The following is a 13580-nucleotide window of genomic DNA, read 5'->3' on the forward strand; positions in this document are numbered from 1 at the left end:
CTTTATTTTATTTTGCGTGATCTTTTTCGGCGGTAGTGCACCGGGCGCGTTTCACGCCCGCCAAATCCGGGGATGAGCCGGTTTTGCCAAACCGAAAATCCCCCACCCGTGTCGAACTTCCCGACAGGGTGGGGGCAAAACTCACTCGCCGCGCAGCAGGGCCGCGACGCCGGTGCGGGCCACTTCGACGAGGCCCAGCGGGCGCATCAGATCGGCAAAAGCGTCGATCTTGTCCGGGGCGCCGGTAATTTCAAAGATGAAAGAGTTCAGCGTGCTGTCGACTACATTGGCGCGGAAGATATCGGCCAGACGCAGTGCTTCGACGCGTTTGTCACCAGCGCCGACAACTTTGATGATGGCCAATTCGCGTTCCACGGCAGGGCCTTCGACAGTCAGATCGTGAACTTCGTGAACCGGGACGATACGGCCCAGTTGCGCCTTGATCTGTTCGATCACCTGCGGGGTACCGGTGGTAACGATGGTGATGCGGCTGAGGTGGCCGGTGTGGTCGACCTCGGCCACGGTCAGGCTTTCGATGTTGTAGCCACGGCCCGAAAACAGGCCGATCACGCGGGCCAGAACACCCGGTTCGTTTTCGACCAGAACCGCAATTGTGTGACGTTCCTGAACGTCCGAGAAAGTAGGCCGTAGGTTATAGGCCGAATGGCGGGTGGAGCCTTTTTTGATATGTAGGGCAGACATTTACGTCCCTTTCATCATCCTTGTGGTGTCGGGCGCGCGGGGCGCCCAACGGTATTTCGTCAAACCAGAACCGAACCTTTGGAGTCGATCACGCCCTGCGTTTCTGCTTCACCCAGCAGCATCTCATTATGCGCCTTGCCCGACGGGATCATGGGGAAACAGTTTTCATGCTTTTCAACCAGACAGTCAAAGATGACCGGACCGTCATAGTTGATCATCTCCATGATCGCGTCATCCAGATCGGCGGGGTCGGAACACAGGATGCCTTTGGCACCAAACGCCTCGGCGAGCTTGACGAAATCAGGCAGCGCTTCGGACCACGAATGCGAGTACCGCTCGCCATGCAGCAGCTCTTGCCACTGGCGAACCATGCCCAGACGTTCGTTGTTCAGGATGAACTGTTTCACCGGCAGGCGGTACTGAACGGCGGTACCCATTTCCTGCATGTTCATCAGCCAAGAGGCCTCACCTGCAACGTTGATCACCAACGCGTCGGGGTGCGCCATCTGCACACCGACAGAAGCCGGGAAGCCATAGCCCATCGTACCCAGACCACCCGATGTCATCCAGCGGTTGGGGTCTTCGAACCCAAGATATTGCGCGGCCCACATCTGGTGTTGGCCAACCTCGGTAGTGATATAGCGGTCGTGTTTTTTGGTCAGCTCTTCAAGACGTTCCAGCGCGTATTGCGGTTTGATCGTCTTCTCGCTGTTGGTGTAGGCGAGGCAGTTGACCTTGCGCCAGTCGCTGATCTGCGCCTGCCACTGTTTGACAGCCGCCGCATCGGTCTTGCGACCGCGCGCCTTCCAGACCTTAAGGACATCCTCAAGCACGTGACCCACGTCGCCGACAATCGGGATATCAACGCGGATGACCTTGTTGATCGAAGAAGGATCGATGTCGATATGTGCCTTTTTCGAGTTCGGCGAGAACGCGTCAATCCGTCCGGTAATCCGATCATCAAACCGCGCGCCGATATTGATCATCAGGTCACAGTCATGCATCGCGAGGTTGGCCTCATAGAGACCATGCATCCCCAGCATGCCCAGCCAGTTTTCACCCGACGCGGGATAGGCGCCCAGACCCATCAGGGTCGAGGTGATCGGGAAGCCGGTTGCATCGACCAGTTCACGCAGCAGCTGGCTGGCTGCCGGGCCCGAGTTGATGACGCCGCCGCCAGTGTAGAAAACGGGCTTCTTCGCCGTCTCGATCGCGGCAACCAATTCGGTGATCTCTTCCAGATCGCCCTTCAGAACCGGCTGGTAATGCGAGGTCGACGGCTTTGGCGCGCTGTATTCGCCAGAGGCGAATTGAACGTCCTTTGGGATGTCGATCAGCACAGGGCCGGGGCGACCCGAGGTGGCAACATGGAAAGCCTCGTGCATTGTTTCGGCCAGCGAGTCCGTGTCTTTCACCAGCCAGTTGTGCTTGGTGCAGGGGCGGGTGATGCCAACGGTGTCGGCCTCTTGGAACGCGTCCGAGCCGATCATGAAGGTCGGGACCTGTCCGGTAAGAACAACGATCGGGATCGAGTCCAGCAGCGCATCCGTCAGGCCGGTCACAGCGTTCGTCGCACCGGGGCCAGACGTCACCAGCGCAACGCCGGGCTTGCCAGTCGAGCGGGCATAACCTTCGGCGGCGTGGATCGCGCCCTGTTCATGCCGCACCAGAATGTGACGGATGTCGTTCTGCAGAAAGATCTCATCATAGATCGGTAGCACGGCGCCGCCGGGGTATCCGAATACCGTGTCCACGCCCTGATCCTTGAGGGCCTGAACTACCATCTTTGCGCCGGTCATCTCACGTGTCATCTGCTTTGCTCCGTTCGCGACATGTGTCTTGCGTTTTGCCAAAAAAAAGCCCCCGAGATTTTCGGAGGCGCATGGGTTCGATTATGGTTTACCGTTACCGGCCCATGCGCGTGTTTCCTACGATTACGACTAGCGCTTTCATCGCCAGAGGCTCCTTTTTTGCGTGCAGGGACATTATGAGCGGTGCGACGGGGCGTCAACAGGCAATCGTACCAATTTTGTGACCCGAGGGGCGGATTTTGCGACATTTTATTGCGCAGATTGCCGCAGGTCGGGAATTTCCGCCAATTGCGCTCTGTTGGAGGGATGAGAATCTGAATTTGAACTGGTCAGTTTGCGTCAGAGCAATGTCTTAAACTGACATGAGGGCCGCTGGCGGCTGCGGCACGCTGAACCTGACGATTGTGTTTAGGGAGGCGGTTCATGTTAGCGGATTTGGTTGACCTTGGTCGGTATCCCATCGATTGCCCGGGCTCTCGCGCGTATGAACAGATGATAACGGACTTGCGGCGGGAACTGGATGAGGACGGGTGCGCGGTATTGCCGGGGTTTGTCCATGACGCGGGGCTTGAGGTGTTGATCAAAGAGGCCGACGCGGTCGCACCTCGGGCGCATAGGTCTTTCAACAGGACAAACGCCTATTTTACCAAAGATGATCCGAGCTTTGGCATCGGTCACCCGATCCGGCGCTTTTATGACCGCTCGAACGCGTTTGTTCCGGCGGATAACTTTCCACGATCCGGTCCGCTTCGTCGCATCTATGAGTTCGACGGTTTCATGCCGTTTATACGCGACGCCCTGAACGAGAGCGAAGACCGTTTCTTTCGCTATGATGATCCGCTGGCAGACGTGATCATAAACGTAGTGGAAGAGGGGCAGGGCTTTCCTTGGCATTTCGACACCAATAACTACACCGTAACCTTGGCCATTCAGAACGGAGAGACCGGGGGCACCTTTGAATATGTCCCGAACCTGAGAACCGCTGAAGACGAGAACTTCAGAGAAGTGGCCTCTGTTCTGGACGGGAACATGTTGCGCGTTCGTAAGTTGGAGCTACAACCGGGCGACCTGCAGATTTTCAAGGGGCGGTATGCGTTGCACAGGGTGGCGCCGGTGGAGGGTACGCGCAATCGCTATGTCGGGATATTCTCCTTTGTCGAGGCTGAAGGTATGTGCGGCAGCGTTGAACGCACGCAGCAACTCTATGGTCGGGTGTTGCCACGTCATCATGAACGGGAAGGGCTGAGAAAGGACCAGTTGCTGGACTAAGATGTGTTAGGCTACGGCCATATCATTTCAAAGCCGGAGAGTCTGGTGCCTGATATTCTGCAACTCACGCCTTTTGTTCTGTGTTCTTCCTTACAAAAGCAGATTGACTTTTATTGTGATCGGTTGGGATTTTCCTGCGGGTTTCGACAGGACAATTACGCGTTCCTGTCTTTGGGCCCTGTTGCCATCCGGTTGCTGGAATGCCCGCCCCGCGAGGATGGTCGCCCATTGGGGGACGATCAGTCGTTTTATATAGACGTGGACGGGATAGACGAGCTGTATGAAAGCCTTCGCCCGGGTCTGGCGGACCTGCCAGAGGGACGTGTGCGCCCGCCTTTCGACCAGCCTTATCAGCAGCGCGAGTTTCACGTCATCGACGAGGATGGCGCGCTGGTGTTTTTTGGTCAGGACATTCGCCCGAGGGGGTAGGCCCTCCCGCCCGTTGTCAATGCGCCTGTGGCGCATCTCCGTCGGTTGGGCCGGGCAGCGCGTGCCGCGCTGCGGGGGCGCCTAGAAGCCGGGGCTGGTGCCCTGCAGCACCCCGTGTTCCAGCGCGTAGCGGGTCAGGCCAGCGGTGGATGAAATCCCCAGCTTGCGCTTGATGTTCTTGCGGTGGGTTTCCACCGTGCGCACTGAAATTTCCAGCGCCTGAGCGACCTCTTTGTTCGATTTACCCTGCGCCAATTCCAGCAGGATCGTCTGTTCCCGGCCCGTCAGCGCCTCGCGTGCGCTGTCTTTCTTGGGCTCCAGCGACCCGCTTGCCCCGGTGCACAGGTATTGCTCGCCGCGCATCACGGCGTCGATGGCCTGTTTTATCTCATCCGTTGGGACGTCTTTCAGCACATATCCCTTGGCGCCGTGGCTAAGCGCGGTCGAGATGTATTCGGGGCTGTCATGCATCGACAGGATCAGGATGCGGGTGTCGGGAAGGCGTTCGAGGATCATCTCGGTCGCGCTTAGGCCACCGAGACCGGGCATGTTCAGATCCATCAGGATGACATCGGGGGACAGATCGGTGGCCTGGTCGACGGCCTCCTGACCGGTGCCGAGCGTGCCGACCACCTCAATCTCATCATAGCTTTCAAGGATCGATTGAATCCCCTCTGCCACCATTGGGTGATCATCAACGATAAGAACTCGGATTGTCATGTACCGGCCTTTCGGTTCGGAGAGGATTCTTCCTGCGGCGGCAGCAGGTGGCTGAGCGGCAGGCTGGCCTCGATCACGGTGCCGCCGCGCGGGCTGCGTGATGACAGAATACGCAGGGAGCCGTCAAGCTGCTCTATGCGTTCCTGCATGTTGCGCAGACCGATCCCGGTGCTGGCCTGATCCTGCCCATTGGGCAGACCGCGGCCATTGTCGGAGATGCGCATCGTGGCACCCTTTTTGTGACCGCGCAGGTCGATATTAACACGAGTTGCCCCGGAGTGGCGTTCGATGTTTGTCAGAGCCTCTTGCGCGATGCGGTAGAGCGCGATCTTGCTGTCCTGATCCAGACGGTTTCGGAACACCACCGTCGTAAACTCGGTCTCGATACCGGTGCGTTCGCGGAAGTCGTCGGTCAGTGTTTTCAGGGCAGGGCCAAGGCCCAGATCGTCCAAGACGCCGGGACGCAGGTCGCGGCTAATGCGGCGGACCTCGGTGATGGCAGTGCCAAGGTGGTCTATGCCTTTGTCCAACGGTGCGCGGGCGCCATCGTCATCCCCGCGATCCAATCGCCGCCGCGTATTGTCCAACGCGTAACGCACGCCCACGAGGATCTGGCTGATCCCGTCGTGCAATTCACGTGCCACGCGGCCGCGCTCTTCCTCTTGCGCGTCGAACACCCGCTGGGTCAGTTCCTTGAGCTTGGCGTCAGCCAGCCTGCGCTCACGGACATTCAGCAACATGCCCGAGGCAAAGACGATCAGAACGGCGGCAAGAACGATGGCACCGATATACATGAAGGTGCGCTGTACGCGGGCCTGGACCTCGGCACGGGCGTTGGCCACAGTGGCCACAATGTCGTCGATGAAGACGCCGGTGCCGACGGCCCATTGCCAGTCCTGAAGGCCGACGACATAGGCAATCATCTGGGCTTCTTCCCCGGTCGAGGGTTTTTGCCACATGAAGCTGTGCCAACCGGCCCCTTGCCGGGCGAGGCTGATGAATTCGTCCACAACAGGGGTGCCGTCGCTGTCCGTCAGGCCCTCCCAGTTGCGGTTGATGAACTGGGTCTGGCGCGGGCTGACCAGATTGTTGCCGTCATAGTCATAGACAAAAAAGAACCCATCTTTTCCGTAGATCATGGCTGCAAGGATTTGCGTCACGAGGTTCTTTGCAATCGCGTCATCCGGAGACGCACGCCCATAGATATAGGCAAACCCGTTTCGGGCCTGCGTGACGTAGTTTTTCAGTTCTTCTTTCTTGGCTTCAATCAGGCGGCGTTCCAGCGCCTGTATCTCACGTTCGGCCGTGGCGCGGGACTCATGGGTAACCAGCAAGGCAATCGCCGCCACCGCAACGACCAGTGGAATGGCTGCGACCAGCGACAGTTTCTGGCCGTAGGTCAGTGAAATCAGGTTGCGAAATCCCCTCATGGTCGAATCGATACGCAAGCGCGGGCAAAAATGCAAAATTTTTGGACATTCCGGTGCAGATACAGCCCAAGTTGCGCGGTGCCGACGGGATTTTCCACGGAATTGACCGGTTGCGCTTTCAAAAAACCCACCCCTCTACGTAGTTATTGGTATTCACATTCAAAACCCGCTGTTTAAGCTGGCGCGCACTGATAACGACTGCGCCCGGACCTTGTCCGGGTTTTGAATATGTAGGGGAGGAACACTCATATGGATCGTCGTTCATTTCTGAAAACATCTGCACTGGGCGGCTCGGCAGCTGCTGCCACCACGCTGGCAGCTCCGGCTTATGCGCAGGGCAAGCGCACACTGACCATGGTGACCTCGTGGGGTCGTGGTCTGGCGGGTGTTTTCGACAGCGCGCAGCGTTGCGCCGACAGCATCACTGCAATGTCGGACGGCAACCTGACCGTTGACATCAAAGCCGCCGGCGAATTGGTTGGCGCGTTTGAGGTTTTTGACGCCGTTTCGTCGGGTCAGGCCGACATGTACCACGCAGCTGACTACTACTTTGTTGGTCAGCACCCGGGCTATGCCTTCTTCACCGCCGTGCCCTTCGGCATGACCGCACAGGAAATGGTGAACTGGTATTACCAGGATGGCGGCATGGAGCTGCATGACGAGCTGGGTCAGATCTTTGGCCTCAAGTCGTTCTTGGCCGGTAACACCGGTGCGCAAGCGGGCGGCTGGTACTCGAAAGAGATCAACAGCCCTGATGACTTCAACGGTCTGAAGTTCCGTATGCCCGGTCTGGGCGGTAAAGCTCTGGGTAAACTGGGCGCATCGGTTCAGAACATTCCGGGTTCGGAAGTGTATCAGGCGCTGTCTTCGGGTGCGATCGACGGCACCGAGTGGATCGGCCCGTGGGCCGACGAAAAGGCCGGTTTCCAGGAAATCACCAAGGTTTACTACACCGCCGGTTTCCACGAGCCGAATGCGGGCCTGTCGCTGGCAACAAACCGCGACGTGTTCGACAGCCTGACACCTGCACAGCAGAAGATCATCGAGATCGCAGCGGGCGAAGCGCACCAGTGGAACCTGGCGCAATTCTTGGCCAACAACGGTGCCGCGCTGCAGCGTCTGCAGTCGGGTGGCGTAAAGGTCATGGAATTCCCGGACAGCGTCTGGGACGCCTTCGGTGCGGCCAGCCAGGAAGTGCTGGACGAGAACATGGGCGACGAGCTGTTCAAGAAGATCCACGACAGCGCAATGGCGTCCTCGGCATCTTCGGCTGGCTGGTTGGACCTGTCTTCGGGCGTCTACACCACGCAGCGTAACCGCGTACGCGGCTAATCCTTGAAACTATGCTAGACTGGTTTCCCCGCAATAGCGGGGAAACCTTTCCCGTTGCACATGTACGGTTCGGACAAAACCGTGACAAGAAACAGTGCAACCGATACGACCTGGGGACAACATGCAGGACGATAACGGTATCTCGTTTTTCGGCGCCCTGTGGAACGGACTGGTGTGGTTCGTTCAGAACATTGCCGAAGCCTTCTATAATTTCGGATACGCCATCACGCATCCGCAACTCTGGCTGAACTGGTCGGACAAAGAAGCCATCATGCGCTTTGTCTACTATGGCGGATCGGTCGAGTTCTTCTTTGTGGTATTCACCCTCTTTTTGGTTTTGACCGCCATCGGGTTGTACTACCGCAACTTCATGTGGGGGATGGTGCGTGTCCTTGAAGGGTTCGCCAACACGACCGGGCGTTTCTTTGCCTGGGCGGGCTTGCTGATGGTGATCCAACAAATCGTTATCGTGTTCATGCAGCGGGTGTTTGCGCGGCCGGACATGTCTTTTGGTCTGGGAATTCCGTTCAGTCAGGACATCAGCTGGTATGCAGAAGAGCTGAAGCTTTATAACGCGATGGTCGTGTGCCTGTGCTGCACATACACCTTCGTTCAGGGTGGCCATGTGCGGGTCGACTTGGTCTATGCCGGGATCAGCCACCGCGCCAAGCGCGTGGTCGACATGCTGGGATCATTGTTCTTCATGATGCCGATCGCCGTGCTGACATGGATGTATGGCTGGTACTTTATGTGGCGGCACCTGATTGTGCCGAAACCCTCGGCCAGTGATGCGCTGGACCGGCTGGTCATGAAAGCCCGAGCGTTGCGCTGGAACGTGGAAACTATCGGGTTCAGTCCCAACGGGTTCAACGCCTATTTCCTGTTCAAAATTCTGCTGATCTGCTTCGCGGCGATGGTGTTCCTGCACGCGATCGCCTTCCTGTACCGCTCGTATCTGGAATATGTAGAAGGACCCGACAGCATTGGAAAATACCTCGACAAGGACACCCTTGGCGAGGGTGAAGAAGCCTACGAAGGCGCACATTAGGGACGGAGACCCAGACTATGTTATTCGGACTTGATGGCGTCGAGATAGGCCTCATTATCGTATTTTTCTGCCTTTTCGGAGGCATTCTTTCCGGCTTTCCGGTGGCGTTTGCCATCGGTGGCGCTGGTATCATTTCCTTCGGGATCATCGCGGCGCTGGACAGTGCGGGGCTGCTGATCCATCAGGCAATTGATACCGGATCACAAGCCTATCGGGATCTGGTCAATTCAGGGGTTAAACCTGACACCGTGTCCACGTTCCGATACCCGGATTTGCCCAGGATCGCCGAGCCGGTCTTTGTGCAGGGTTGGGAAACCGCGCTGGACCGCAACGTCTCGTTCATCGTGAACCGCATCAACGAACGTGTTCTGGCTGGCCAATCCATCGAAACTCTGCTGGCCGTTTTGATGTTTGTTCTGATGGGCATCACGCTTGAGCGTTCCAAGATCGCCAACGACCTGCTGACCACAATGGCGCGTGTCTTTGGCCCGCTGCCGGGTGGTCTGGCCGTGTCGATTGTGGTTGTGGGCGCGTTTCTGGCTGCCTCGACAGGGATCGTGGGCGCGACCGTTGTGACCATGGGCCTTTTGGCGCTGCCGACCATGCTGCGGAACAACTATTCGCCCGAATTGGCGACCGGTGTGATTGCGGCTTCGGGGACGTTAGGGCAGATCATTCCACCCTCGATCGTGATCGTTCTGTTGGGGACGCTGGCCGGTGACCTGTATTCCACTGCGCAAGAAACCCGCGCGGTTGACGCCGGTTGTACCGACGCGCTGACCTATCTGGGTGAACCTGCGGTGGTCTCGGTGGGTACGCTGTTCCAGGCGGCATTGTTGCCGGGGATCATGCTGGCCTTGCTGTATGCGCTCTATGCCTTTGGCTATGCGCTGCTGAACCCCGAAAAGGCCCCAGCGGTCGAGATTTCGGGTGGCAGCGGTGAGCCGATCACCCGTGGCGAAGGTCTGACCTGGCTGCTGGGCGCGCCGGTCGCGCTGATCGTGGGTGCGATCCTGCTGGGCAATGTGGGTGTGATTGGTAGCCAGAACATCAACGTGTCGGCCTTCTCGGATATCGGTGCCGGAGCCTCGCTACGGACCAACGTATCCGAGGAATGCAAAGTGTCGATGATCGAACTGCACGGACAGTCCGCATGGGATCAGGCCGTGGCCGAGCAAGAGGCTATCGACGCCGCTGGTGGAACGGCCGCTTCCACGCGCCTGAGCGAGGAAGAACTGGCCGCCGCGCAAGAAGCCAAGATTGCTGCGGCTGCACCGATCGGCAATGGTGTTGCCGTAGTTGTAGTGCTGCTGGGTCTGACCTTGCTGATGGGACGCGGTATCGCACCGTCGAAATCGCCACAGCCGCTGATCCTCGGGGCCATTGGCCTGTTGCTGATGCTGCTGGTTGATTTGGTGCTGATCTCGCCGACAACGTCGTCTGGGGCGACGTTCCTGCTGCTGGCGGTACCTTTTGCTCTCGCTATCTATGGGTCGAAGGAAGCAGCGATCCGATGTTCAACCAACGATCTTATCCGGGTGGTCTTCCCACCTCTGGTTCTGATTATCGCGGTGCTCGGTTCGATCCTTGGAGGTGTCACCAACCCGACACCGGCGGCTGCGCTGGGCGCAGGCGGAGCGATCATGCTGGCGGCTTATCGCAAGCTCCAGGATCAGGAACGCTCGGGTAAGGTGATCATCTGGTCGACCTTTGCTGTCATCATCTGCCTGGTGCTGGGCGTGAACTTCGATCTGCGCGTCAATCAGGGCAATGTCTCGGTCGAGACTTGGATCGCATTTGTGTTGTCCTACGCGGCGTATCTGTATGCGTTGTTCGGCCTGATTTACGCCTGCTGGGTTCTGTTCTCCAGCGGAGTTCTGACCCCAGTGGTGCGTGAGACGGCCAAGGTGACCTCGATGGTCTTTACCATCCTGATCGGATCGCAGTTGCTGAACCTGGTGGTGATCTCGTTCGGTGGGGAACACTATATCCAGCAGTTCCTCAAGAGCTTTGACAACGAGTTCACAGTCTTCCTGATCGTCATGCTAGTGCTGTTCATTCTCGGGTTCGTGCTGGACTTCCTTGAGATCATCTACATCGTGATCCCCATTGTGGGCCCGGTGATCTATGGCGGATCGTTCGATCCAAAATGGGTGACGATCATGGTGGCTGTGAACCTGCAGACCTCGTTCCTGACGCCACCGTTCGGCTTTGCGCTGTTCTACTTACGGGGCGTCGCGCCGAAAGAGGTGACAACGGGCCATATCTATCGCGGTATCGTGCCCTTCGTGATCATTCAGGTCGTGGGGATTGGAATTCTATGGTTCTTCCCGTCGATTGTGACCATTGTTCCAGATCTGATCCCGAATTGATTTGGTGCTGTAATCAAACGGAAAAGGGGGCCGAATGGCTCCCTTTTCTTTGGAGTCTTGGGAAAGGAGCCAGCCCCTTCTTGGCCTGCGGCAAACTCAACCCCGAGATATTTCTGGCTAGATGAGGCGGATCAGGTGAACTGGATCAGATCCCAGCGATTGCCAAACGGGTCGCGCCAGACGGCGACCGTGCCGTAAGGTTCGTGCCTTGGATCTTCTTCGAATTGGACACCTTTGGCACACATCGCGTGGTGGTCACGATCAAAATCATCCGTTTGCAGGAAGAAACCCACGCGGCCACCGGTTTGGTTTCCGACGGCAGCGATCTGGTTTGGCCCATCGGCCCTTGCAAGCAAAAGAGATCCGCCTGCTGAACCTGGAGGTGACACCAGTACCCAACGCTTGCCGTCACCCAGGTCGATATCCTGTGTCAGGGTGAAGTTCAGCGTTCGGGTGTAAAATGCGATGGCGGCATCGTAATCAGGCACCACAAGGGTGACAGCATGAAGGCTCTGATGCATGGGGTGTCAGCCTTTGGTCGGGTGACGGTCGGGTAGTTGAATACCGGCGACCTGTTCGGCGATCGGGGCCGTGGACAAGGGGTGATGGCTGGCCTGTGCCAGAGCCGCGGGATTGTCGACGCGGTTCCAATCACCCTGCATATAGGCCTCAAGCCCCGAGAACCGCGCTTTGTAGCCCATCTTGGGGCTGCCGGGCACCCAATAGCCGAGATAAACATAGGGCAGGCCCGCCTCGCGCGCGATGTCGATGTGATCGAGGATCATATAGGTACCCAGAGAGCTTTGCGGCTGTTCCGGGTCATAGAACGAATAGACCATGCTCAGCCCGTCATCCAGAACGTCGGTCAGGCTGACGGCAATCAGGTCCCCGGTTTCAGGGTCGACATATTCGACGACGCGGCTGCGGATCGGGGTTTCTTCGATCATCGCGGCGAATTCGAACACGTCCATATCGGCCATGCCACCATCGGCGTGGCGGGTGTCCAGATAGCGGCGGAACAGGTCGTATTGTTCATCCGTCGCCCACGGCGAATTTGCCCGACGCCGCAGGTGTGCGTTGCGTTTTGCTGCACGTTTTTGACTTTTGGTAGGGCGGAAGGCCGAGACGTCGATCCGGGCCGACAGGCAGGCTGCGCAATCAGTACAGGACGGGCGGTAGAGCACGTTCTGCGAGCGGCGAAATCCTTGCTGCGACAGTGAGTTGTTCAGCTGATCGGCCCCTTCGCCCTGCAGGGCAGTGAACAGCTTACGCTCCATCCTGCCCTCAAGGTAAGGGCAGGGCTGGGGGGCCGTTACATAGAATTGCGGCGCAATGGGCAGCGTGTGTCGCATGAAGGTTCCGTGTTTCCTAGGATAGGATGATAACAACGGTTCCCTGAGCCGCCAAGTGATTCAATAGGCTGATTTTTATGCCCTCTGGTTGATCATGACGGTGCCAAGAAACGCATCGGTAAGGCCCTGGCAGCGCGCGCTGGTCAGCATCATGATGACCGAGACGATCTGAACCACAAAAAACGCCATACTAATGAAATACCCGGCGGTGTGGGCGACGGCCTTGCCCATGTCCATGCGGGCGCCAAAGGCGTCGCGCAACTCGATGCCCATAAAGCGCATGCCCAGCGTCGCCGATCCGTTGCTGATCGTGATGACGCGGTAGACGAAACTGATGACGCCATAGATCAGCGGCAAAAAGAACAGCCCGGCGCCGAAAGTCAGAAAAACCGGCACGATGCACAGCAGAGAGATTAAGGCGATGTCAAAGAGCCATGCGACAAAGCGTTTGGTCGCCACCGATTGATAAAACTCCGGTTGGCTGTCTGGATCGGGCAGGTGGGTCATTCAAAAAGTTCCGCGTCGTTGATTGGGGGCACCCTGTCCCGAAAGTCGGGACAGGGCAAGGTTGGATCAGGCGCGTTCGCCGTTTTCGGCCTCATCGCGGTTTTCGCGGGCACGTTCGTCCATGAACTGGTCAAACTCGGCCTTGTCCTTGGCTTCGCGCAGACGACGCAGGAAGGATTCAAAGTCCTGCTGTTCCCGCTCCAGCCGTGCCAGCGTATCGGCCTTGTAGGCGTCAAACGCGCTGTTGCCCGAGGGCTTCATGGCGCTCATGTGGCTGTGCCAGGATTTGCGGCGGCTGCAGGATTTGCTGAACATGCGTTTGCTCCAGATCATATAAGCCAGAAGGGCAAGGCCAACGGGCCAGAAAAAGATGAACCCAAGGACCATGGCGGCGATCCAGGCCCCTTTGCCTTTGTCATCCATCCAGGCTTCGGCACGGTAGAACCATCCCGGGTTTTCAGGGACGGCGTGGTCGGAAAGTGCAGTCATTGTTGGTCTCCGGGGTTTATGTAAATCATTTTCACATTGTTAAGATGGGGAGCGTGCGACTTGTTGCAAGGGGTCTATGTGAAAAAGATTTACATTGGGTGCTGAGACGCGTTCTTCGG

Annotated in this window: 13 protein-coding genes; 5 read left to right on the plus strand and 8 right to left on the minus strand. The window is 57.9% G+C overall.

Annotated features, from left to right (window positions below):
- Nucleotides 1-141: 141 nt before the first annotated feature.
- Both ilvN and ACXAGD_RS05880 read right to left on the minus strand, forming a co-directional pair.
- A complete protein-coding gene (gene ilvN / locus ACXAGD_RS05875) occupies nt 142-702 on the minus strand; it encodes an acetolactate synthase small subunit (protein WP_475209036.1) in 561 nt (186 codons plus the stop codon).
- A gap of 59 nt (nt 703-761) precedes the next feature.
- Nucleotides 762-2513 (minus strand): acetolactate synthase 3 large subunit, encoded by a 1752-nt coding sequence (locus ACXAGD_RS05880; protein ID WP_475209037.1) that lies wholly within the window; start codon nt 2511-2513, stop codon nt 762-764.
- 423 nt (nt 2514-2936) lie between these two features.
- Here ACXAGD_RS05880 and ACXAGD_RS05885 point away from each other — a divergent pair, with 423 nt between their 5' ends.
- Both ACXAGD_RS05885 and ACXAGD_RS05890 read left to right on the plus strand, forming a co-directional pair.
- A complete protein-coding gene (locus ACXAGD_RS05885; protein ID WP_475209038.1) occupies nt 2937-3782 on the plus strand; it encodes a HalD/BesD family halogenase in 846 nt (281 codons plus the stop codon).
- Between the two features lie 45 nt (nt 3783-3827).
- Nucleotides 3828-4211, plus strand: coding sequence for a bleomycin resistance protein (locus ACXAGD_RS05890; RefSeq protein WP_475209039.1), 384 nt, complete (start codon nt 3828-3830; stop codon nt 4209-4211).
- Nucleotides 4212-4292: 81 nt separating this feature from the next.
- Here ACXAGD_RS05890 and ACXAGD_RS05895 read toward each other — a convergent pair whose 3' ends face one another.
- Together ACXAGD_RS05895 and ACXAGD_RS05900 are read right to left on the minus strand one after the other, a co-directional pair.
- A complete protein-coding gene (locus tag ACXAGD_RS05895; protein ID WP_475209040.1) occupies nt 4293-4931 on the minus strand; it encodes a response regulator transcription factor in 639 nt (212 codons plus the stop codon).
- Complete coding sequence (locus tag ACXAGD_RS05900) at nt 4928-6361, minus strand: cache domain-containing protein (RefSeq protein WP_475209041.1); 1434 nt, start codon at nt 6359-6361, stop codon at nt 4928-4930. The genes ACXAGD_RS05895 and ACXAGD_RS05900 overlap by 4 nt, the downstream gene beginning before the upstream one ends.
- Before the next feature lie 249 nt (nt 6362-6610).
- Here ACXAGD_RS05900 and ACXAGD_RS05905 point away from each other — a divergent pair, with 249 nt between their 5' ends.
- From ACXAGD_RS05905 to ACXAGD_RS05915, 3 genes are all read left to right on the plus strand, one after another.
- Entirely contained in the window at nt 6611-7693 is a 1083-nt protein-coding gene (locus tag ACXAGD_RS05905; protein WP_475209042.1) for a TRAP transporter substrate-binding protein, read from the plus strand.
- Nucleotides 7694-7814: 121 nt separating this feature from the next.
- The gene (locus tag ACXAGD_RS05910) at nt 7815-8741 is read left to right on the plus strand and encodes a TRAP transporter small permease subunit (RefSeq protein ID WP_475209044.1); all 927 of its coding nucleotides are present in this window, start codon (nt 7815-7817) and stop codon (nt 8739-8741) included.
- A 17-nt stretch (nt 8742-8758) separates the two neighbouring features.
- Nucleotides 8759-11113: a TRAP transporter large permease subunit gene (locus ACXAGD_RS05915; protein WP_475209045.1), complete on the plus strand. Its 2355-nt coding sequence runs from the start codon at nt 8759-8761 to the stop codon at nt 11111-11113.
- Nucleotides 11114-11244: 131 nt separating this feature from the next.
- On the opposite strand, the gene ACXAGD_RS05920 is transcribed toward ACXAGD_RS05915, so the two are convergent.
- From ACXAGD_RS05920 to ACXAGD_RS05935, 4 genes are all read right to left on the minus strand, one after another.
- Nucleotides 11245-11634 carry a VOC family protein gene (locus tag ACXAGD_RS05920; protein ID WP_475209046.1) on the minus strand — a complete coding sequence of 130 codons (390 nt, stop codon included), beginning with the start codon at nt 11632-11634 and terminating at the stop codon, nt 11245-11247.
- Nucleotides 11635-11640: 6 nt separating this feature from the next.
- Nucleotides 11641-12465, minus strand: a complete 825-nt coding sequence (locus ACXAGD_RS05925; RefSeq protein ID WP_475209047.1) for an arginyltransferase — start codon at nt 12463-12465, stop codon at nt 11641-11643.
- 75 nt (nt 12466-12540) lie between these two features.
- On the minus strand, nt 12541-12972 hold the full coding sequence (locus ACXAGD_RS05930; protein WP_475209048.1) for an RDD family protein: 432 nt from the start codon (nt 12970-12972) through the stop codon (nt 12541-12543).
- Between the two features lie 66 nt (nt 12973-13038).
- Nucleotides 13039-13461, minus strand: coding sequence for a DUF2852 domain-containing protein (locus ACXAGD_RS05935; RefSeq protein WP_475209050.1), 423 nt, complete (start codon nt 13459-13461; stop codon nt 13039-13041).
- Nucleotides 13462-13580 lie beyond the last annotated feature (119 nt).

Source organism: Ruegeria sp. ABF4_144, from assembly GCF_056160045.1.